At 69.5% G+C, this 18,738-nt stretch carries 22 protein-coding genes, 1 tRNA gene and 1 pseudogene; 22 read left to right on the forward strand and 2 right to left on the reverse strand.

What is annotated here, in order from left to right; all coding sequences use genetic code 11:
• Positions 1 to 27 precede the first annotated feature (27 nt).
• The 17 genes and pseudogenes from ACTWQC_RS16835 to ACTWQC_RS16915 form a co-directional block, all read left to right on the forward strand.
• Positions 28 to 342: a hypothetical protein gene (locus ACTWQC_RS16835; RefSeq protein WP_443316500.1), complete on the forward strand. Its 315-nt coding sequence runs from the start codon at positions 28 to 30 to the stop codon at positions 340 to 342.
• Entirely contained in the window at positions 339 to 1,325 is a 987-nt protein-coding gene (locus ACTWQC_RS16840; RefSeq protein ID WP_443316501.1) for a DUF2637 domain-containing protein, read from the forward strand. The genes ACTWQC_RS16835 and ACTWQC_RS16840 overlap by 4 nt, the downstream gene beginning before the upstream one ends.
• Positions 1,322 to 1,972 (forward strand): GGDEF domain-containing protein, encoded by a 651-nt coding sequence (locus tag ACTWQC_RS16845; RefSeq protein ID WP_443316502.1) that lies wholly within the window; start codon positions 1,322 to 1,324, stop codon positions 1,970 to 1,972. The genes ACTWQC_RS16840 and ACTWQC_RS16845 overlap by 4 nt, the downstream gene beginning before the upstream one ends.
• A complete protein-coding gene (locus ACTWQC_RS16850; RefSeq protein WP_443316503.1) occupies positions 1,972 to 2,358 on the forward strand; it encodes an RRQRL motif-containing zinc-binding protein in 387 nt (128 codons plus the stop codon). The genes ACTWQC_RS16845 and ACTWQC_RS16850 overlap by 1 nt, the downstream gene beginning before the upstream one ends.
• A gap of 29 nt (positions 2,359 to 2,387) precedes the next feature.
• Positions 2,388 to 2,708: a hypothetical protein gene (locus tag ACTWQC_RS16855; RefSeq protein ID WP_443316504.1), complete on the forward strand. Its 321-nt coding sequence runs from the start codon at positions 2,388 to 2,390 to the stop codon at positions 2,706 to 2,708.
• Between the two features lie 115 nt (positions 2,709 to 2,823).
• Positions 2,824 to 5,070, forward strand: a complete 2,247-nt coding sequence (locus ACTWQC_RS16860) for a cell division protein FtsK (protein WP_443316505.1) — start codon at positions 2,824 to 2,826, stop codon at positions 5,068 to 5,070.
• 140 nt (positions 5,071 to 5,210) lie between these two features.
• Positions 5,211 to 5,462, forward strand: a complete 252-nt coding sequence (locus ACTWQC_RS16865) for a hypothetical protein (RefSeq protein WP_443316506.1) — start codon at positions 5,211 to 5,213, stop codon at positions 5,460 to 5,462.
• 20 nt (positions 5,463 to 5,482) lie between these two features.
• Complete coding sequence (locus ACTWQC_RS16870; RefSeq protein ID WP_443316507.1) at positions 5,483 to 5,671, forward strand: hypothetical protein; 189 nt, start codon at positions 5,483 to 5,485, stop codon at positions 5,669 to 5,671.
• A gap of 16 nt (positions 5,672 to 5,687) precedes the next feature.
• Positions 5,688 to 6,302 carry a hypothetical protein gene (locus tag ACTWQC_RS16875; RefSeq protein WP_443316508.1) on the forward strand — a complete coding sequence of 205 codons (615 nt, stop codon included), beginning with the start codon at positions 5,688 to 5,690 and terminating at the stop codon, positions 6,300 to 6,302.
• A 14-nt stretch (positions 6,303 to 6,316) separates the two neighbouring features.
• Complete coding sequence (locus tag ACTWQC_RS16880) at positions 6,317 to 6,442, forward strand: hypothetical protein (protein WP_443316509.1); 126 nt, start codon at positions 6,317 to 6,319, stop codon at positions 6,440 to 6,442.
• 2 nt (positions 6,443 to 6,444) lie between these two features.
• Positions 6,445 to 6,726 (forward strand): hypothetical protein, encoded by a 282-nt coding sequence (locus ACTWQC_RS16885; protein ID WP_443316510.1) that lies wholly within the window; start codon positions 6,445 to 6,447, stop codon positions 6,724 to 6,726.
• Positions 6,727 to 6,814: 88 nt separating this feature from the next.
• Positions 6,815 to 7,702, forward strand: coding sequence for a bifunctional DNA primase/polymerase (locus tag ACTWQC_RS16890; protein WP_443316511.1), 888 nt, complete (start codon positions 6,815 to 6,817; stop codon positions 7,700 to 7,702).
• On the forward strand, positions 7,699 to 8,853 hold the full coding sequence (locus ACTWQC_RS16895; protein WP_443316512.1) for an AAA family ATPase: 1,155 nt from the start codon (positions 7,699 to 7,701) through the stop codon (positions 8,851 to 8,853). The genes ACTWQC_RS16890 and ACTWQC_RS16895 overlap by 4 nt, the downstream gene beginning before the upstream one ends.
• A 2-nt stretch (positions 8,854 to 8,855) precedes the next feature.
• Positions 8,856 to 9,044: a helix-turn-helix transcriptional regulator gene (locus ACTWQC_RS16900; RefSeq protein WP_443316513.1), complete on the forward strand. Its 189-nt coding sequence runs from the start codon at positions 8,856 to 8,858 to the stop codon at positions 9,042 to 9,044.
• Positions 9,041 to 10,492: a tyrosine-type recombinase/integrase gene (locus ACTWQC_RS16905; protein ID WP_443316514.1), complete on the forward strand. Its 1,452-nt coding sequence runs from the start codon at positions 9,041 to 9,043 to the stop codon at positions 10,490 to 10,492. The genes ACTWQC_RS16900 and ACTWQC_RS16905 overlap by 4 nt, the downstream gene beginning before the upstream one ends.
• Positions 10,493 to 10,613: 121 nt before the next feature.
• Positions 10,614 to 11,210, forward strand: coding sequence for a hypothetical protein (locus tag ACTWQC_RS16910; protein ID WP_443316515.1), 597 nt, complete (start codon positions 10,614 to 10,616; stop codon positions 11,208 to 11,210).
• A gap of 150 nt (positions 11,211 to 11,360) precedes the next feature.
• A pseudogene (locus ACTWQC_RS16915) lies at positions 11,361 to 11,687 on the forward strand (tyrosine-type recombinase/integrase); the annotation flags it as partial.
• A 127-nt stretch (positions 11,688 to 11,814) separates the two neighbouring features.
• On the opposite strand, the gene ACTWQC_RS16920 reads toward ACTWQC_RS16915, so the two are convergent.
• Entirely contained in the window at positions 11,815 to 12,333 is a 519-nt protein-coding gene (locus ACTWQC_RS16920) for a hypothetical protein (protein WP_443316516.1), read from the reverse strand.
• Positions 12,334 to 12,545: 212 nt separating this feature from the next.
• A tRNA-Arg gene (locus tag ACTWQC_RS16925) sits at positions 12,546 to 12,617 on the reverse strand.
• A gap of 102 nt (positions 12,618 to 12,719) precedes the next feature.
• Between ACTWQC_RS16925 and ACTWQC_RS16930 the strand changes: the two genes are divergently transcribed.
• The 5 genes from ACTWQC_RS16930 (at position 12,720) to thrC (ending at position 18,559) form a co-directional block, all read left to right on the forward strand.
• Positions 12,720 to 13,229 (forward strand): response regulator, encoded by a 510-nt coding sequence (locus ACTWQC_RS16930; RefSeq protein ID WP_443316517.1) that lies wholly within the window; start codon positions 12,720 to 12,722, stop codon positions 13,227 to 13,229.
• 143 nt (positions 13,230 to 13,372) lie between these two features.
• On the forward strand, positions 13,373 to 14,530 hold the full coding sequence (gene nrtL, locus ACTWQC_RS16935) for an ArgS-related anticodon-binding protein NrtL (RefSeq protein ID WP_443316518.1): 1,158 nt from the start codon (positions 13,373 to 13,375) through the stop codon (positions 14,528 to 14,530).
• Positions 14,531 to 14,676: 146 nt separating this feature from the next.
• The gene (gene lysA / locus ACTWQC_RS16940) at positions 14,677 to 16,068 is read left to right on the forward strand and encodes a diaminopimelate decarboxylase (RefSeq protein ID WP_443316519.1); all 1,392 of its coding nucleotides are present in this window, start codon (positions 14,677 to 14,679) and stop codon (positions 16,066 to 16,068) included.
• Between the two features lie 96 nt (positions 16,069 to 16,164).
• Positions 16,165 to 17,457 carry a homoserine dehydrogenase gene (locus ACTWQC_RS16945; RefSeq protein ID WP_443316520.1) on the forward strand — a complete coding sequence of 431 codons (1,293 nt, stop codon included), beginning with the start codon at positions 16,165 to 16,167 and terminating at the stop codon, positions 17,455 to 17,457.
• Positions 17,458 to 17,473: 16 nt separating this feature from the next.
• Complete coding sequence (thrC, locus tag ACTWQC_RS16950) at positions 17,474 to 18,559, forward strand: threonine synthase (RefSeq protein WP_443316521.1); 1,086 nt, start codon at positions 17,474 to 17,476, stop codon at positions 18,557 to 18,559.
• The last annotated feature ends 179 nt before the right edge of the window (positions 18,560 to 18,738 follow it).

Below are 18,738 nucleotides of genomic sequence, written 5' to 3' on the forward strand. Positions count from 1 at the left end.
CCTGCCCTTCGACTTCAGGAGAGGTCAATGCGCACGTACGTAGGTGATCAGGAGGCGGCTACCGCCTTCGAGTTCGAGGAGCTGGCGCTCGGCTTCGAGGAGCTGCCCGAGGGGATCGACCGAGAGCTGTTCCTCGGTCGGCTCGGGGAGACCCGTGAGGAGCGCGCGATCCGGCTGGATGTGGCCCGCGAGGCCCTAGAGGACATGCGCGAGCGTGGCGAGAACGGCGACGAGATCGCCGTGTGGGACGCGTTGTATGCCGAAGCGCTGACGCGCACGGTTCCGCTGCTGCGGTCCGCTTCGCGGCGGCACCGGAGCTCCCGGACGGGGGAAGCGGCATGAGCGCCACGACTGGCGCCCCCGAGCGGCCGGTAGTCCCGCCGCTGACGCGCCCGGAGATGGGGCTCACCGGTTTCGCCGCTGTGGCGGCGGCCGGGGTCGGAGCACTGGGCCTGGCTTCTTCGTTCGATGCCGTGTCGGCCGCTGCGGAGCACTGGGACTTCGGCGCCCCGTGGATGCTGCCCATCGGCATCGACATCGCCATCCCGGTGTTCACCGCGGCCAACCTTCTGCTGATCCGGCTGAACATGCCGTTGGCGTGGGTGCGGTTCGTACCGTGGGCGCTCACGCTCGTGACCTGCTGGCTGAACGTCGCGGCTGGGCACTCGCTGTCGGCGAAGCTGGCGCACGGCACGATGCCGCTGCTGTGGGTGGTCTTCTCCGAGATCGCCTCTCACATCTACGCCGTGCGGATCGGCGCCGCGACGGGAAAGCGGATGGAGAAGATCCGCCGCTCTCGCTGGCTGCTGGCCTTCCCCTCCACCTTCGCCCTGTGGCGCCGAATGACCCTGTGGGAAATCACCTCCTACTCCGAGGCACTGCGGCGCGAGCGGGAGCGCCAGCTGGCCCGCGCGGAGCTGCGGGAGCGGCACGGGTGGCGGTGGCGGTCGAGGACCGCGCGCCGTGAGCGGGTCCTGCTCAAGCTCGGGGAACTCACCCCGGCCAGGGACGAGCTGCCGCCGGAGCCTCCGAAGCAGCCTGAGCCGCCCAAGGGTGAAGTGCCCAAGCCGCCGCGGAAGCGCGCCAGCAAGTCGAAGGCTGTGAAGTCGTCACGCACGGCAGCCGAGCTGCTGACGCAGGCGCGCGAGGCCACGGCCGACTGGGCGGACGATGCGATCAACGCGGAGGCGATCCGCACGACGCTGCGCTGCTCGGCTGCCAACTCCCGGGTGGTGCGGGATGCGCTGCTGACCGAGCGGGCTGAGGGCCGCCGTCTGCGGCCTGTCGAGGGTGACGACGAGGGGACCGAGGGGGCGGCGGCATGAGCACCCTGTTAGCGGCCCTTGCTGCCGCGGCCCCGATGGCTGCCGGATGGACTTTCCACACGCTGTGGTTGCGCAGGCGGCTCCACGTGGCGCGCCGTGACCCGCTGACGGGTCTGCGGACCCGGGAGGGCTTCACCTGCCGGGCCAGGGTCCTGCTGAAGGACAAGCGGGCGGTGGTGGTGCTGGCGGATGTGGATCGCTTCAAGCAGATCAACGACCGCCACGGCCACGCGGCTGGGGATGCGCTGCTGAAGGCGACCGCGGACCGGCTGGCCCACTACGTCGGCACTTCGGGTGTCGCTGGGCGGCTGGGGGGTGATGAGTTCGCCGCGGTGGTCATCGACGAGCAGGGCACGGTGGCGGATCTGCTCGCGGTCCTCCATGGCGTACTGGCCCGGCCCGTTGAGGGCCTGGACGCGTCGGTGCGGACCACGGTGTCGCTGGGCTGGGCTCGCGCCGCGGACTTCCCCGGGGAAGAGCTGCCGGAGCTGCTGCGGCGGGCGGATGAGGCCATGTACGCGGCCAAGCACGGCCGGGCCGGGGTCCGCCGGGCTGGTCTGGGGCTGCTGTTCGCCACCCTGCTGGGCCGCCGGGCCGGACGCCGCGGCGCCCGCTGGGGTGCCTCGGTGCCGGGGGTGGTGGCCTGATGTCCCCGGCCTTCAGCAAGTGCTACGACCCCACCGGCATCCGGTACGGCATGCCCACCTACCCGTGGCGGTTCGCCCCATCTGGGTTGGCCACCCGCCGCCAGCTCCGGTCCCGCGGCCTGCGGCCCGGCGGGCAGCCGATCGCGGCCCAGGTGATGCGCCGCTGCCGTGGCCGCAAGTCCGGTGTGCAGGTCGCCTACCTCTACCGGGTCGACCAGGCCAAGCCGGTCCGGCCGATGACGGCCGCGAAACGGGCGGCGCTGGCTAAGGCGATGACCGCCCGCCGCACCTGCCCCCAGTGCCGTACCGACACCGGTTACTGCATCCCGACCTCGCTCGGGCTGTGCGTGCCATGCGCCTATCCCGAACAGCAGCGCGCTGCCTGAACACCCCTACACCTGAACGGAGTTCCGCTGTGAGTCACGAAACCGCCATGAGCTTGGGCGAGCAGCGCCGGGCCATTGAGGCCCTGGCAGCGCTGGCGACGGCGTTCCCCATCCTGCCCAGCGACACCCTCACCGTCGGCCGGGTGATCGCCCCGTCCGGTGTCGCACTGGGCATCCACGTGAACCTGCACACCACGTTCGCCGACTTCGAGGCATGGCGCGAGGCACTGCGCATCGCCGCGGCCGACGTGCACCACGAAGAGATGGACACCATCCAGACCCTCAGGGCGTACGCGGTATTCAACGGCGTCGATGTGGAGCTGACCGCCTTCACGCCCCGCTCGCCGTAGCCCGCATCGAGGCTGCCTAGTCCCCTGCTCCGAGCCATGCGCGCGGGGCCCGGTCACGACCGACCAAAGCAGCGGCCGGGCCCCGCTCTACCCCTCCCATCTGGAAGGAACACCAGTGAAACACCCCGACGACGACAACGAACTGTTCAACCGGCTGGAAGCCGAGATGAGCGCCGACTCCGGCGGTGAGGTAGTCGACCTGGAGTCGGCCCGTGCGGCCCGTGTCGAGTGGGCCGACTCCACGCCCGACCGGTCGGCCGACTCCCGACCCGATCCGGTATCCGACGCGTCGGGCACCGAGTCGGGCGACGAGGACGACGGCAAGCCGCGGATGGTCGACGGTCCGCAGCCGGACGACCCGGGCCTGCTGGGTCAGGCGCGGGAGGCAGGTCGGCGTGAGGTGTTGCCGTCGTGGCTTCGGTCGTGGCCGGAGCTGAGGGCGGCGGTGGGCTGGCTGCTCGGCTACCTGTGGCACATCATCGCCTTCCACGCGGTCCGCTCACCGGTCTATGCGGCCAGGCTCATAGCCCGCACCCCGCGCGGCATCGGCCGCGCGCTGCGCGGGTGGCGGCGGTGGGCCTCGGATGCGGAGTCGGCGCCGCTTAGGCATGCGGAGGCGTTCCGGGAGCGCACCGAGGAGTACCTGAAGCTGTCCCGGCAGCGGGACCGCCGGGTGCGCTGGCGCGGCACAGTCAGCGCCGTGGCGTTCCCCTTCCTGCTCACCGCCCTCCTGCTGCTGGCGTTCGCCGCCCCGCTGTGGCTGCAACTCGCCGCGGCTGCCGCGGGGATCGGGGTGTTCGGCGTGGTCGGCTCACCCGCTGATGCGCCGATCTCGCAGCATGCGGTGGTCAAGGCCGAGGCGCCGAAGCTGACCGCCACCATCGTGCTGACCGCGCTGGGAGCTCTGGGCAACGACAAGCTGAACGCTGCCATCAAGGCCGGCACCGGGATCCGGTTCCCTTCCGAGATCCATCGGGACGGACCCGGCTGGCGCGCGGACATCGAGCTGCCGCCCGGCGTGACTCCCGACGACATCATCAACAAGCGCAAGGCGCTGGCCTCGGGGCTTCGGCGCAAGCTGGGCTGCGTGTGGCCGATGCCCAACCCCGACGATCACGAGGGCATGCTGATCCTGTGGGTGGGCGACAAGCCGATGAACGAGGCCAAGCGCCCGGCCTGGCCGCTGGCCAAGTCCGGCTCTGTGGACCTGTTCAAGCCGGTGGCGTTCGGCAACAACCAGCAGATGCGCTGGGTGTCCGTCACGCTGATGTTCGTCTCCATCGTGGTCGGCTCCATCCCCAGGATGGGCAAGACCTACCTGATGCGCCTGTTCCTGCTCATCGCAGCCCTGGATCCGCGCGCGTGGCTGTACATCTTCGACTTCAAGGGCGGCTCGGACTACCGGCCGCTTGAGAGGGTCGCCCACCGCTGGCGCTCCGGCGAGGACGACGAGGACGTCAAGTACTGCCTGGACAGCCTGCTTGAGGTCCAGGAGGAGCTGACCCGCCGCGCCAAGGTCATCAAGTCCCTGCCGCTGTCCCGCTGCCCGGAATCCAAGGTCACCCCGGAACTGGCCTCCGACAAGAAGCTGGGCCTGCATCCGATCGTGGTGTGCCTGGACGAGTGCCAGAAGGCATTTGAGCACAAAACGTACGGCCCGCAGATCACCGAGATCGCCGAGGACCTCGTCCGGCGGGGCCCGGCGTACGGGATCATCGCGATGTTCGGCACCCAGCGCCCGGATAAGGACTCCATCCCCAAGGGCATCAGCGCCAACGCAGTCCTGCGGTTCGCGCTGAAGGTCACCGGCCAGACCGAGAACGACATGATCCTGGGCACCTCCATGTACAAGGCCGGATACAGGGCCACGATGTTCTCCTTCAAGCGCGACAAGGGCGTCGCGTGGATGGCGGGCGAGGCAGATGAGCCCACCATCGTCTGCGGCACCGAAGTCAACGCCGTCGCCGCTGACCAGATCACGCTGCGGGCCCGCAAGCTGCGCGAGGCCTACGGCAACGTCACCGGCTACGCCACCGGCGAGGACATCGCCCCCGACGCCGCTGCGGGTGTGGACCTGCTCGCCGACATCCTCACCGTCACCCCGGACAGCGAGGCCAAGCCGTGGAACGACACCACGGTGGACCGGCTCGCTGAGTACAACCCCGAGGTCTACGGCGAGTGGGCCCGCATGAAGGCGGAGGAGAAGACCGCGCACCTGACCGCTGCCCTGAAGCCGTACGGCATCAGGACCGATCAGGTCGGCCGCCGTATCGACGGCAAGACGGTCAACAAGAAGGGCTTCGAGCGCTCCCACATCGCCGACAAGGTAGCGGAGCGTAACCGGAATCGGGGCGTGGGCTGATCGCCCGGAGCCGCTAGCGCTAGCGGCACTGCCTGCTAGCGCTAGCGGCTCCGATAGCGGCCCACACCCATTCTGATCAGGCCGCTAGCGGATAGCGGCCCACCTGCGGAAACCTCTGGAAACCGCCCTGGGAGGGCTTCATGACCCCCATCACCCTAGCTATCGCCTGCCTGCTCGCCGTCACGCTCTGTTACGCAACTCTGTGTGCTGCGGCCCCGTTCGGCCCTTGCCGCAGGTGCCGCGGCTTCGGCTTCGAGATGAAGCACGACCGCCGCGGGCGGCTCAAGCGCGGCAAGAACTGCCGCCGCTGCAAGGCCACAGGCCGCCGCATACGCGTCGGCCGCTGGATCTACAACCGCGCCCTGCGGATCTACCGCGACGGCACCCACTGACTCCGGAAGGAGCCCCCGGTATGGCCCTGACCGTCTCCATGGTCGCCCTGTTCGGCCTGGTCCTGTTCTTCCTGCTCCGCTCCAACGCCCTCGGCTACGGCGCCGCCTTCGTCGCCGTGATGTTCGGCTTCTACCTCGCCTCCACCGGCGCCGCCGAACCCATCAACCAGCTCACCGCGGCCGTCATCGACGCCCTGTCGGACCTGTAGAGGAGGAGCGAAGGCCGTGAACGAACCCACCACCGCCCGCCATTGGCTCGCCGCAGCCCTGCCCAAGGCGGCGCCCGGCCTGGCCACGTCCACCGTGCTGATCCTGGCCCGGGTATGGAGCGTCAACGGCGCCGAACACAGCATCGGCAACGCCGTACTGATGACCGCGCTCGCCCTCGGTGCCGCCGCGGCCGGGGCCTGCGCCGCGGTTGGCCGCTCCGGTGACGGCACGCTCGCGGGGACTGCGTTCGCCGCCTCCGGAGGGCTCGCGCTCGCCGGAGTCGCCGGATACGCCGACGGTCTGTCGCTGCCCCTGCTGCTGTGGGCCCTGACAACCGCCGTCGCCTACGGGCTCGCGGCCCGGCACTGGCGCACCGACCGCCGCGGAACCGTCGCCTACGAGCGGCAGGTCAGCCAGGGGCGCGAAGAACATGCCCATCTCGAACGTATCGAGGCCATGCGGTCGCGCACGCAGATCGAGGTGGCCCGCGAAGCCAGCACCTACGCCACCGCGCTCGCCGAGGCCATGACCGCCCGCGCGGCGCTGCCCGGCTTTGATGCCGCCGCCGTCACACGCGCCGGACTGCCGGAGCTCCCCGGGCGGCAACAACCCACTCTCGACACCCCCTGAACGGAGAACCGTCCATGCCCGAAGACAAGACGTGCCAGTTCTGCGACGGCTGGATCTGCGACTCGTGCGGATCTTGCTTCTGCACCACATACGCCGACTGCGACGACTGCGGCACCGAGAAAGAGACCTGGGAGGACTGAGAGTGTTCGAGATCCGCATCATCTGCCCGCCCGAACGCGTTCCCGCGGTAACTGAGGTGCTGCGGGCTGGATTTGTGACTGGCACTCCCCGCGAGTACTCCAGCCGTGACGGCGAACAAGCGCGGCTCTACCTCACTGTCGAGCTCGCCGACGAGCCGCAGCCGGAAGCCATCCGGGAAGCGGTGCGCCGCGCCGTCGGAGCAGAACGGCTGCGCTGTGGCCGCTGCCCGTCGTGCGGCTGGCCCTTCAACGACTGCTCCTGTGCCCTGCACCCCGACGCCTAGCTACGCCGCGGCGGCGGGACTCCCCACCAAGGTCGCCCGCCGCCGCGGTTCTCCCTGCCCATCGATGACAGAACAGGAGAACACCAGAATGCCCCAACCGGACACGAGCGGGCAGCTCAGGGCAGCGCTTGACGCTGCCGCCCGCGGCTGGCACGTCTTCCCACTGATCCCCGGAGACAAGCGCCCCGCCGTCCGCGACTGGCAGACGCGGGCAACCACCGACCCGGACCGCATCACGCGGTGCTGGACCCACGCCCCGTACAACATCGGCATCGCCACCGGCCCGTCTGGTCTGGTCGTGGTGGACCTGGACACCCCCAAAGACGCCAACGACACCCCGCCGGCCGAATGGGCCGCCCCCGGCCTCGCCACTGGCGAGGACATGCTCGCGGCGCTGTGCGAGCGCCACGGCCAGCCCTACCCGCACGACACCTACACCGTGCGGACCGGCCGCGGCGGCGCACACCTGTACTTCGCCGTTCCGGAAGGCGAGGAACTGCGCAACACCGCCGCCAAGCTGGGCTGGAAGGTCGACACCCGCGCGGCGGGCGGCTACGTCGTCGCCGCAGGCAGCACCGTGGCCGGGCGCCCCTACACGACCGTGCACAGCGCCCCTGCGGCACTGCTGCCAGGCTGGCTGACGGACCTGCTTCGACCGGCGCCGCTGCCGCCCCAGCGGCCCGTCACGGTCGCCCTGAAGGCTCACGACAGGCGAACCGCCTACCTGCGCGCCGCAGTGACCGCCGAAGTCGAGCGCGTCACCCGCTCCGCCCCCAACAAGCACAACAACGCGCTCTACATCGCCGCGTTCGCGCTCGGCCAGCTCGTGGCCGGGGAAGAGCTGGACGAAGCCGACGTGACCGGCTGGCTGTCCGAAGCCGCCGCGCAGGTTGGCCAGAAGCCGCGCGAGATCCCCCGCACCATCGCTTCCGGCCTGCGCGCCGGAGCCACGCGCCCCCGGAAGGTGGCGGCATGACCGGCACGGCCCCACTCAGCCCGCAGCATCTGCACTCTGTACCGGCCGCACCACCCACGCCACGGGAAGAGGCCGTGCAGGTCCGCCAGCGCACCGCCTGGACGGCCGCCGAACTCATGGCGACAGAGTTCCCCGAGCCGAAATGGGCCGTACCCGGCATCCTCTCCGAAGGCGTCAACCTCCTCGCCGGACCACCCAAGGTCGGCAAATCCTGGCTCTCTCTCGGGCTCGGGCTGTCCGTCGCCTCCGGCGGCAAGGCGTTCGACGCCGTGCCCGTCGAGGGCGGGCCCGTGCTCTACCTCGCGCTCGAGGACACCCCGCGGCGTCTCCAGACCCGCATGGGCAAGATCCTCGGTGGCCAGGCCGCACCCGCCGGGCTCACCCTGGCCACCCAGTGCCCGCCGCTGCCCCAGGGCGGCAACGAGGCCATCGCGAACTGGCTCGACCGCAATCCCGACGCCCGCATGGTCGTCATCGACGTGTTCGCCAAGATGCGCGGAACCTCCCCGCCCGGGGCATCCGCCTACGACGCCGATTACACGGCAGTGGGCCACGCCAAGCGGCTCGCGGACCACTACGGCGTGGCCATCGTCCTCGTCCACCACGTCCGTAAAGCAGGCTCGGACGACTTCCTCACGGAGGTGTCCGGGACCAACGGCCTGGCGGGCGCCGCGGATGCCACGCTCGTCCTCAAGCGCGCACGTGGGCAGGCAGACGGCGTCCTCCACGTCACCGGCCGCGACGTGGACGAAGCCGAGTACGCCCTGAAGTTCCACAAGAGCGCCGGAGCCTGGCAGCTGCTCGACGGCCCGGCCACCGACCACACCATCAGCGACACCCGCGCCGCGATCCTCCAGCACGTCCGCGCCAACCCCGGCGCGCGGCCCAAGGACATCGCCACGGTCCTGCCGCAGGTCGACGCCGACACCATCCGCCGGACCTGCTCCCGCATGGCCGACGCAGGCCAGCTCACCAAGGACGCCAGCGGCCGGTACTACCCGGACACCACCGCGCAGGCCCGGGAGGTGTCCCAGGTGTCCGACTGTCCGGTTACCCCAACTGACCAGCACGAACGACCCGGACAGTCCGAATTCGAGCTGTCCGGCCCGTCCGGTCTCCCCGACGCCGCAAGCCAGCACGGAAGGAAGTGACCATGGCGCGAGACGAGATGCTCAAGATCTCTGAGGTCATCGCGGAACTCGGCGACGTGCCCGTGTCGACCTTCTACCGCTGGCGACAGCAGAAGAAGGGCCCGAAGTCCATCAAGCTCCCGAACGGCGCCGTACGCATCCGCCGATCCGAGTTCGAACGGTGGCTTGGAGAGCTGGAGGAAAGTGCGTGAGCGCGACTGATGAGACCTCGGCCCGTCGCCCTCGGGGGTCGGCGCGGCCGGGGTACTCCCTGGACGTCAGGCTGTGGAAGGTCACCAAGACGGGCCGCAAGTCCCGTCCGTACCGGCTCCGCTGGGTCGTTGGCGGGCGGGTGCATGGCGACACCTTCGGGACCTCCGCCCTTGCGGAAAGCCGACGCTCGGAGCTCTGGCAGGCCATGAGGCGCGGGGAGGCGTTCCACGTCGAAGACGGCTTGCCTGAGTCGGAGATCCGGGCCGCTGAGGAAGCGGCCGCCGTTAAAGCGCCGATCCGCTGGTTCGAGTTCTGCCGGGACTACGTGGCTGGGCGCTGGCGTACGAGCGCGGGCAAGACGCGTGAGGGGCTGGCCGACAGTCTGGCGACGGTGGCTTTGGCCATGGTGGAGCGGGGCGATGGCGTACCGCCAGATGAGGATCTGCGGCTTGCCTTCCGCTGGGCGGTGGTACCGGCGAATCACGGGGAGGAGCCGCCGCCAAAGCTGAAGGCCGCTTACCACTGGTTGAGCACGTTGGACCGACCCGTGACCGACCTCCACAAGCCGGAAGTGTTCCGGGATGTGCGGTACCGGCTCAGCTTCCGACTGGACGGCGTACTGGCCGCAGGTGATACGTTCCGGCGTCGGCGCCGGGCGCTGAACACCGCGCTTGAATACGCCGTAGACGCTGGGATCCTCGCCGAGAATCCGCTACAGCGTGCGCGTATGGCGCGGCTGGCATCGACGGACGCCGTAGACCCGCGCGTCCTCGTGAACGCAGTACAGGGGCGCCAACTCCTCGCCGCCGTCTCCTACATCGGGTCATGGCACCGCAAGCGCGGGCGGCGGCTTATGGCGTTCTTCGCGGTCATGCTCTACGCCGGGCTCAGACCTGCTGAGGCGGTCGGGCTCCGGCTGGTCGATTGCCACCTTCCAGAGAAGGGGTGGGGCACGCTGACGCTGCGGGAGACGCGGCCGGTGTCCGGGAAGCAGTGGACGGATTCGGGGGAGCGGCACGACCGCCGGGGGCTGAAGGCGCGGGGGGCAACCGCGGACCGGCCGGTACCCATACCGCCCGTGCTGGTCGCCATTCTCCTGGCTCACCTAAAGGAATTCAGCATGGCCAAAGACGGACGGCTGTTCGGCAACGAGCGGGGCGACGTGGTCGGGACGTCGACCTACTGGCGGGTATGGGAGGAAGCACGGGCATACGCGCTTCCGCCAGACCGCTTCGCCTCACCGCTCGCCGGGCGTCCGTACGACCTGCGGCACGCATGCATCACACGGTGGCTCAACGCGGGGGTTCCCATCGCCGAAGTGGCCCGACGGGTCGGCAATTCCCCGGAGGTGATCCACCGCCGGTACCACGGCTGCATTGACGGTCACGAGGAAGCCGCCAACGAGAAGATCGCGAAGTCACTGGAGGAAGAAGGCGACACAGCTTAGAAGCTTCCTTTGCGTCAGGCCGGGCGGGAAACATCCGCCCGGCCTGACGTCAGGTGGCTTAACAAGGAGAGCGCGAGCGCAGCTGACGTGCTTCGTTGGTGATGCGGGAGGAGGCTCGATCGTGGATGCCTATGTGTGTAATCGCCTGGCCATTGGCATGCTGCTTGCGTCCTTCTGGCTTTGCACGCCTGAGGTCTTGGGGGAAGAGAGACTTCATCACTTTGTTCAAGTCCTCCACGGCAAGATTAACGCCCTAACTAATTTCCTGGAGGGTTGGGCTCCTGATTGGCTTCTAGGGGAACAGAGGCTCAGGTGGCGCGCCCTGAAGACGCTCGGTGTAGTAATGCTGTTCCTTCTAGTTATTGGGTTCCTGGCCGGTCTTGGGTTTGGAATTTATCTGTTGGTCTTGTATCGGATTCATTCTATTGAATCGCTCGTCCGGCATCGCTCTTCAGTCTGGTCTTACGCATTCGCTGGCACGGTTGTGAATCTGCTTTTTTATGCAGCTCTTGTTCTTGTGGTGCTCGGCATCGCGTTCGTTATCTTCTGGTCGCTCGTGATGGTGTCCACACTTGCTCTACTTCCGCTTTTTCTTTTGCTTGAACAATTGGCAAGTAGTTCCACATATCGCAAGCTCATGCTGAGATTTGGTGCTGTGCTATTTCATGTCGGTCTAGCTCTTCAGCTGGCCGCTACATTCCTTGAAAGTGAGGCATAGGCGGTGCGTACTGCAGCAGGTGAGGGGTCCGCTCGCCTCGTCTGGTGTCTCGCGATGCGCTACAACGACGATTGCGCTGGCGAGCCCGCTGAGTGCAACGGTCGGCAAGGTGGCTCTTCGGCCGACGCTGGTGGTTATCGCTGGCAAACCACGGGGCCGGTGTCCGGGAAGCAGTGGACGGACTCCGGGGAGCGGCACGACCGCCGGGGGCTGAAAGCGCGGGAGGCAACCGCGGACCGGCCGGTACCCATACGCCCGTACTGGTCGCCATTCTCCGGGCCCACCTAAGGGAATTCAGCACGGCCAAGGACGGACCGCTGGCAACGAGCGCGGGGGAGTGGTCGGCTCTTCCGCCTACTGGCGGGTGTGGGAGGAAGCGCGGGCGTACGCGCTCCCGCCGGAGAGCGCGTCGATTCGCCGTTGGCCGGGCGCCCGTACGACCTGCGGCACGCATGCACCACGCGGTGGCTGCGTTCCGCATGCCTTACTACTGGATAGCGCTCGAAGGACTCCTGGACCGCTATCCAGCGTTATAGAAGTTCGCAGTATGATGCCGCAGATTCTGCAAGTGGTAAAGACTCAGCGATTGATCATGGCGCCATCTCTAGTGCTCCAGTGCTTTCTGGGCTTCGGTGGTGAATTGCTCTGTCTGTCTTTTCAGGTGCACGAAATGCCCCATCGAAATATCCCAAAAGCTTCCAGTCTCCCAGGAGGTTTCTCGGCTGGGTTGACCGTCTTCCAGGTGATCGGCTAGCTCTTCAGCGCCCTCCGCCATCGTTTTAGCCAGCTCGCCTACCCCTGAAGGCCCTTCGATCATGACGGTGGAGGCGGCTGCACGCAGAGCGTGGGAGTGTTCGATGACGAGTTGCGCCTGCTCCGAGATTTCATCACGGTTGCGCTCTTCTAGACCTGCGTTGCTGTAGAGCTTGTCGATCGCTCGTTCTAATGCGGCGGCAGACCGGAGCAGTTCGCTGTAGGTGGTGCGTCTTCCGTCCCGTTGCAACTGCGCGTGATGGTTACGACCTTGAAGGTGCCCTGAGAGAAAAGCTGTGCCGAGGGTTCCCGTGGCGCCGAGGATGCCTCCAACAGTGGCGCCGAGAATGGCTGCTACTCCTGCGTCCATGCCGATCATGATGGCCCGGGCGTCACCGACGTCACTCGTTGGGTGCCGCACCACCAACTGCCCTGCGCATGAGGAACGTGTGGGTGTGTCGGAGGTGTGTCGCGAACAGTGAGAGACAACGAGAAAGAGCGGGAGTCAGTGAGACTCACTCCCGCTCTCCAGGCACGACATGATCGCAGGTAAGCGGCTTGATCACGCTGGTTGATGCGATGTGCCCCCGGCAGGATTCGAACCTGCGCACACGGCTCCGGAGGCCGTTGCTCTATCCCCTGAGCTACGGGGGCGACTCGTCGCGTGTTCGGCGACGGGTAGAACCCTACCAGCTCCGGCAGGGTGCCCATGAACAGGGTTTTCCGGGTGATGGGGCTCCCCCGCAGGTGGCGGAAGTGGGCAAAACCCGGACGCAGCCGGAGTCGTCGACCTACCCTCGGGTTGTGCCTGGCTCGTATGGCCGGGTCCTTGTCGTCGACGACAACAAGGTCATCCGGCAGCTGATCAGGGTCAATCTCGAACTCGAGGGGTTCGAGGTCGTGACCGCGGCCGATGGTGCCGAGTGCCTGGACATCGTGCATCGCGTGCGCCCCGACGTCATCACGCTCGATGTCGTCATGCCCCGGCTCGACGGGATGCGTACCGCGGCCCGGCTGCACGCCGATCCCGGGACCCGGCACATCCCCGTCGCGATCGTCAGTGCCTGCACGCAGCTCGAGCTCGACAGCGGGCACTCGATCGGGGTGGCCGCCTTTCTGGCGAAGCCGTTCGAGCCGGTCGATCTCGTACGGATGGTGCGTCGGCTGGCCGGGCGGACGGCGCCCGGGGCACCCGGCAGCTGCCTGCGCGGGCCGGCCGGAGGCGGAGGCGGCGGCGCCGAGACCGCCGTACGTCCCGCGCGCTGAACCGGGCAGTCACCGGTCGAAGCCAACCCAGCCCGACCCAGCCCGACCGAGCCCGGTCGAGCCCGACCCAGCCCGGTCGAGCCCGGCCACCCCGCGACAAACCCGTTCGCGGACCCACCCCCCACCTCCCATACGCTTGTCCCGTGACCCCCGCCGAGCTCTCCCGCACCGTGCTCTGCACCGTGCGCCGTGCCGTCGAGGCCGGTGAGCTGCGCGCGCCCGTGCCGGCCCGCGCGGTGGTCCGGCGTCCGCCCAGGCCCGGCTGCGGGGACTACGCCACCAACATCGCCCTCCAGCTGGCCAAGGGCGCGGGCCGCTCGCCGCGGCAGGTCGCCGAGATCCTCCGGCCCCGGATCGAGCAGGCCGCCGGGGTCGCGCGGGTCGATATCGCCGAGCCCGGGTTCCTCAACATCACCCTCGAGGACGGGTCGGACACCGCCCTCGTCCAGGCCGTGCTCGCGAGCGGCGCGTCGTACGGACACCAGCCGCCCAGCTCCGAGTCCGAGTCGTACGGGCACAGCGATCCCCGCACCCACCGCCCCGCCGTCGAGCTGAGCTTCCCCTACGACACCCGGGCCGCCGTCACCGCCGACGCGCTCGCCCGTATCCTCCGCGCCCGGGGCGCCACCGACGTCACCCTTCGCTGCGAGCGCGAGCCCGACCCCGTATGGGAGGAGCTGGGTGTCACCACCGATACCGAGACATACGGGTCGGTGTCCGCGGCCGACGAGCCCGCCGTCAGGCACGTCATCAGGCCCGTGCCCGTCAAGGTCCCCGCCCACGACCTCCTCAGGACCCTCGGACCCGACGCCACCCGCTGGGCTCTCCTCCGTCCTGCCGCCCACGACCACCCCCGCACCGCCCCCGCGCAGCTCCTCGCCCAGCGCGAGTCCAACCCCCTCTTCCGCGTCCAGTACGCTCACGCCCGCGCCCGCGCGCTCCTCCGCAACGCCGCGGACCTGGGCATCACGGACCCGGCCGCAGGCGATCCCGGCGACCCTGGCAACCCCGGCGACAAGCCCAGCCTCACCACCTTCGCCCCCCTCCTCGCCGCCCTCGGCGAGTACCCCGCCGTCCTCGCCTCCGCCGCCCGGCTCCGCGCCCCCGACCGGGTCGCGCGTCACCTCGAGGCGCTGGCCGACGCGTTCTTCCGCTTCCACGACACCTGCCCCGTCCTCCCGCGCGGTGACGAGAAACCCGAAGGCCCCCACCGAGCCCGTGCCGCCCTCGCCCAGGCCGCCGGGACGGTGCTCGCAGGCGGCCTGCACCTGCTCGGCATCACCGCACCCACCCACCTCTGAGCCTCCCTGAGCCCCGCAACCCCTGAACCCGCAACCCCTGAACCCCGTAACCCCTGAACCCCGTAACCCCTGAACCCTGTAACCCCTAAGCCCCCCGCCCCCTCTGACGCCCCCTCTGACGAGGATCCGAGGAGACTGAAAGACCCATGAGCCGTTCCGCCCACCCCGCCGGGCCCCGCCACGCCGACGTGCTGCCCGAAGGGCACTACACCGCTCCGCCCGCCGACCTCAACGCGCTCGACCCGCGCGTCTGGTCCCGTACGGTCACCCGTGACGCCGACGGCGTCGTCACCGTCGGCGGCCTCGACGTCAAGCGGCTCGCCGAGGAGTTCGGCACCCCGGCCTACATCCTCGACGAGGACGACTTCCGCGCCCGCTGCCGCGCCTGGCGCAGCGCGTTCGGAGAGGGCGCCGATGTCTTCTACGCGGGCAAGGCGTTCCTCTCCCGCGCCGTCGTCCGCTGGCTGCACGAGGAGGGGCTGAACCTCGACGTCTGCTCCGGCGGCGAACTCTCCACCGCCCTCGCCGCCGACATGCCCGCCGAGCGCATCGCGCTGCACGGCAACAACAAGTCGACCGAGGAGATCCACCGGGCGATCGAGGCGGGCGTCGGCCACATCGTCCTCGACTCCTTCCAGGAGATCGTCCGCGTCGCGCACATCGCCGAGCGGCTCGGCAAGCGCCAGCGCGTCCAGATCCGGGTCACGGTCGGAGTCGAGGCGCACACCCACGAGTTCATCGCGACCGCGCACGAGGACCAGAAGTTCGGCATCCCGCTCGCGGGCGGCCAGGCCGCCGAGGCCGTACGCCGGGTGCTCAGCCTGGAGAGCGTCGAACTCGCCGGAATCCACTCCCACATCGGCTCGCAGATCTTCGACACCTCAGGCTTCGAGGTGGCGGCCCACCGCGTCGTCGGACTGCTGAAGCAGGTGCGCGACGAGCATGGCGTCGAGCTGCCCGAGATCGACCTCGGCGGCGGCCTCGGCATCGCGTACACCTCGGACGACGACCCCCGCGAGCCGCACGAGATCGCCAAGTCGCTCGGCGAGATCGTCACCCGCGAGTGCGAGTCCGCCGGGCTCGCCGTGCCGCGGATCTCGGTCGAGCCGGGCCGGGCGATCGTCGGCCCCACCGCCTTCACCCTCTACGAGGTCGGCACGGTCAAGCCGCTGCCCGGCCTGCGGACGTACGTGAGCGTGGACGGCGGCATGTCGGACAACATCCGCACCGCCCTCTACGACGCCGAGTACAGCGTCGCCCTCGTCTCCCGCCGCTCGGACGCCGAGCCGATGCTGTCCCGCGTCGTCGGCAAGCACTGCGAGTCGGGCGACATCGTCGTACGGGACGCCTTCCTGCCCGCGGACCTGGCGCCCGGGGACCTGCTCGCCGTGCCGGCCACCGGCGCGTACTGCCGCTCCATGGCGAGCAACTACAACCATGCGCTGCGCCCGCCGGTGGTCGCGGTCCGGGACGGCGAGGCGCGGGTGATCGTGCGGCGCGAGACGGAGGAAGATCTCCTGCGTCTCGACGTCGGATAATTGAGAACGGTGTCTTGAATTCTGGACCGGGGATAGAAAGTCCGGTCCGGTGCGTGAGACTGGTGCAGCACCTGTATGTGGGAGAAATGAGGTCGGATGATGCGTACGCGTCCGCTGAAGGTGGCGCTGCTGGGCTGTGGAGTGGTCGGCTCAGAGGTGGCGCGCCTCATGACGACGCACGCGAACGACCTCGCGGCACGCGTCGGCGCCCCGGTCGAGCTGGCCGGGATCGCCGTACGCCGCCCCGGCCGGGCCCGCGAGGGCGTGCCCGCCGAGCTGATCACCACCGACGCCACCGCGCTGGTCAAACGCGGTGACATCGACGTCGTGGTCGAGGTCATCGGCGGCATCGAGCCCGCCCGCTCCCTCATCCGCACCGCCTTCGAGTACGGCGCGAGCGTCGTGTCCGCCAACAAGGCGCTGCTCGCCGAGGACGGCGCGGCGCTGCACGCGGCGGCCGAGCAGCACGGCGCCGACCTCTACTACGAGGCCGCGGTCGCGGGCGCGATCCCGCTCGTCCGGCCGCTGCGCGAGTCACTCGCGGGCGACAAGGTCGACCGGGTCCTCGGCATCGTCAACGGCACCACCAACTACATCCTCGACAAGATGGACACCACCGGCGCCGGGTACTCCGAGGCGCTGGACGAGGCCACGGCGCTGGGGTACGCGGAGGCCGACCCGACCGCCGACGTCGAGGGCTTCGACGCCGCCGCCAAGGCGGCGATCCTGGCCGGGATCGCCTTCCACACCCGCGTCACCATCGAGGACGTGCACCGCGAGGGCATCACCGAGGTCACCGCGGCCGACATCGCCTCGGCGAAACGGATGGGCTGTACGGTCAAGCTGCTGGCGATCTGCGAGCGGGCCGCCGACGGGCGGTTCGTCACCGCGCGCGTGCACCCGGCGATGATCCCGCTCAGCCACCCGCTCGCCTCCGTCCGCGAGGCGTACAACGCGGTCTTCGTCGAGGCCGACGCCGCCGGCCGGCTGATGTTCTACGGGCCCGGCGCGGGCGGCGCGCCCACCGCGTCCGCCGTCCTCGGCGACCTGGTCGCCGTCTGCCGCAACAAGGTGGGCGAGACGACGGGCCCCGGTGAGTCCGCGTACACGCAGCTGCCGGTCGGCCACATGGGCGAGGTCGTCACGCGCTACCACATCAGCCTCGACGTCGCCGACAAACCGGGCGTCCTGGCCCAGGTCGCCACCGTCTTCGCCGAGCACCACGTGTCCATCGACACCGTCCGCCAGCAGGGCAAGGACGGCGAGGCATCGCTCGTGGTCGTCACCCACCGGGCGCCCGACGCCGCCCTCTCGGCCACGGTCGAGGCGCTGCGCCGGCTGGATACCGTACGCGACGTCGCGAGCATCATGCGGGTCGAAGGGGAGTAAAGGGAGTCAAGGAACCATGTCTGCAATCGTCGACCGGCCAACCGGCACCCACCAGTGGCGGGGCATCATCGAGGAGTACCGCGACCGCCTGCCGGTGAACGCGAAGACCCCGGTCGTCACCCTCCGCGAGGGCGGCACCCCGCTGGTGCCCGCCCAGATCCTCTCCGAGCGCACCGGCTGCGAGGTCCACCTCAAGGTCGAGGGCGCCAACCCCACCGGGTCCTTCAAGGACCGCGGCATGACCATGGCGATCTCGCACGCGAAGGAGGAGGGCGCGCAGGCCGTCATCTGCGCGTCCACCGGCAACACCTCCGCCTCCGCCGCCGCGTACGCCGTACGGGCCGGGATGGTCTGCGCCGTCCTCGTCCCGCAGGGCAAGATCGCGCTGGGCAAGATGGGCCAGGCGCTGGTGTACGGGGCGCGCATCCTGCAGGTCGACGGGAACTTCGACGACTGCCTCACGCTCGCCCGCGGGCTGTCCGAGAAGTACCCGGTGGCGCTCGTCAACTCGGTTAATCCGTACCGCATCGAGGGCCAGAAGACCGCATCCTTCGAGGTCGTCGACGCGCTCGGCGACGCCCCGGACATCCATGTGCTGCCGGTCGGCAACGCGGGCAACATCACCGCGTACTGGCGCGGTTACCGTGAGTACGCCGAGAGCGGCGACGCCTCCCGCAAGCCGCGGATGTGGGGCTTCCAGGCCTCGGGCTCGGCCCCGATCGTGCGCGGCGAGCCGGTCAAGGACCCGCACACCATCGCCACCGCGATCCGGATCGGCAACCCGGCGTCGTGGAAGTTCGCCGAACAGGCGCGGGACGAGTCGGGCGGTCTCATCGACGAGGTGACCGACCGTCAAATCCTCGCCGCCTACCGGCTGCTGGCCTCGCAGGAGGGCGTCTTCGTCGAGCCCGCCTCGGCGGCGAGCGTCGCCGGGCTGCTGAAGGCGGCCGAGCAGGGCAAGGTCGACCCGGGCCAGCGGATCGTCTGCACGGTCACGGGTAACGGTCTCAAGGACCCGGACTGGGCGGTGGCGGGCGCGCCGCAGCCCGTCACCGTACCGGTGGACGCGGACGCGGCCGCCGAACGGCTGGGAATGGCATAGGCAGCCGCAGGTGAGCGGCTGGAAGCACGGGAATACGGCGACACGCATCGTGCGCCTCCCGTGCGCCCTATGTCGCGACAGAACCTTCCTTCGATAGGCTGGCAGTCGAACCCCGCCCCGCCGCAGCCTTCCGCCTGCATGCGCGGTCCTGTCGCCGGGCCAGGGGGTGCCCCTTGGGG

Origin of the sequence: Streptomyces sp. 8N616 (assembly GCF_052246385.1) — a bacterium.
Taxonomy (GTDB): Bacteria; Actinomycetota; Actinomycetes; order Streptomycetales; family Streptomycetaceae; genus Streptomyces.

Bases quoted from the DNA above. Each gene is read 5' to 3' on its own strand.
- ACTWQC_RS16835 (WP_443316500.1), top strand. From the start codon at position 28: ATGCGCACGTACGTAGGTGATCAGGAGGCGGCTACCGCCTTCGAGTTC.
- ACTWQC_RS16840 (WP_443316501.1), top strand. From the start codon at position 339: ATGAGCGCCACGACTGGCGCCCCCGAGCGGCCGGTAGTCCCGCCGCTG.
- ACTWQC_RS16845 (WP_443316502.1), top strand. From the start codon at position 1,322: ATGAGCACCCTGTTAGCGGCCCTTGCTGCCGCGGCCCCGATGGCTGCC.
- ACTWQC_RS16850 (WP_443316503.1), top strand. From the start codon at position 1,972: ATGTCCCCGGCCTTCAGCAAGTGCTACGACCCCACCGGCATCCGGTAC.
- ACTWQC_RS16865 (WP_443316506.1), top strand. From the start codon at position 5,211: ATGACCCCCATCACCCTAGCTATCGCCTGCCTGCTCGCCGTCACGCTC.
- ACTWQC_RS16870 (WP_443316507.1), top strand. From the start codon at position 5,483: ATGGCCCTGACCGTCTCCATGGTCGCCCTGTTCGGCCTGGTCCTGTTC.
- ACTWQC_RS16880 (WP_443316509.1), top strand. From the start codon at position 6,317: ATGCCCGAAGACAAGACGTGCCAGTTCTGCGACGGCTGGATCTGCGAC.
- ACTWQC_RS16890 (WP_443316511.1), top strand. From the start codon at position 6,815: ATGCCCCAACCGGACACGAGCGGGCAGCTCAGGGCAGCGCTTGACGCT.
- ACTWQC_RS16895 (WP_443316512.1), top strand. From the start codon at position 7,699: ATGACCGGCACGGCCCCACTCAGCCCGCAGCATCTGCACTCTGTACCG.
- ACTWQC_RS16900 (WP_443316513.1), top strand. From the start codon at position 8,856: ATGGCGCGAGACGAGATGCTCAAGATCTCTGAGGTCATCGCGGAACTC.
- ACTWQC_RS16920 (WP_443316516.1), bottom strand. From the start codon at position 12,333: ATGGACGCAGGAGTAGCAGCCATTCTCGGCGCCACTGTTGGAGGCATC.
- lysA (WP_443316519.1), top strand. From the start codon at position 14,677: ATGAGCCGTTCCGCCCACCCCGCCGGGCCCCGCCACGCCGACGTGCTG.
- ACTWQC_RS16945 (WP_443316520.1), top strand. From the start codon at position 16,165: ATGATGCGTACGCGTCCGCTGAAGGTGGCGCTGCTGGGCTGTGGAGTG.
- thrC (WP_443316521.1), top strand. From the start codon at position 17,474: ATGTCTGCAATCGTCGACCGGCCAACCGGCACCCACCAGTGGCGGGGC.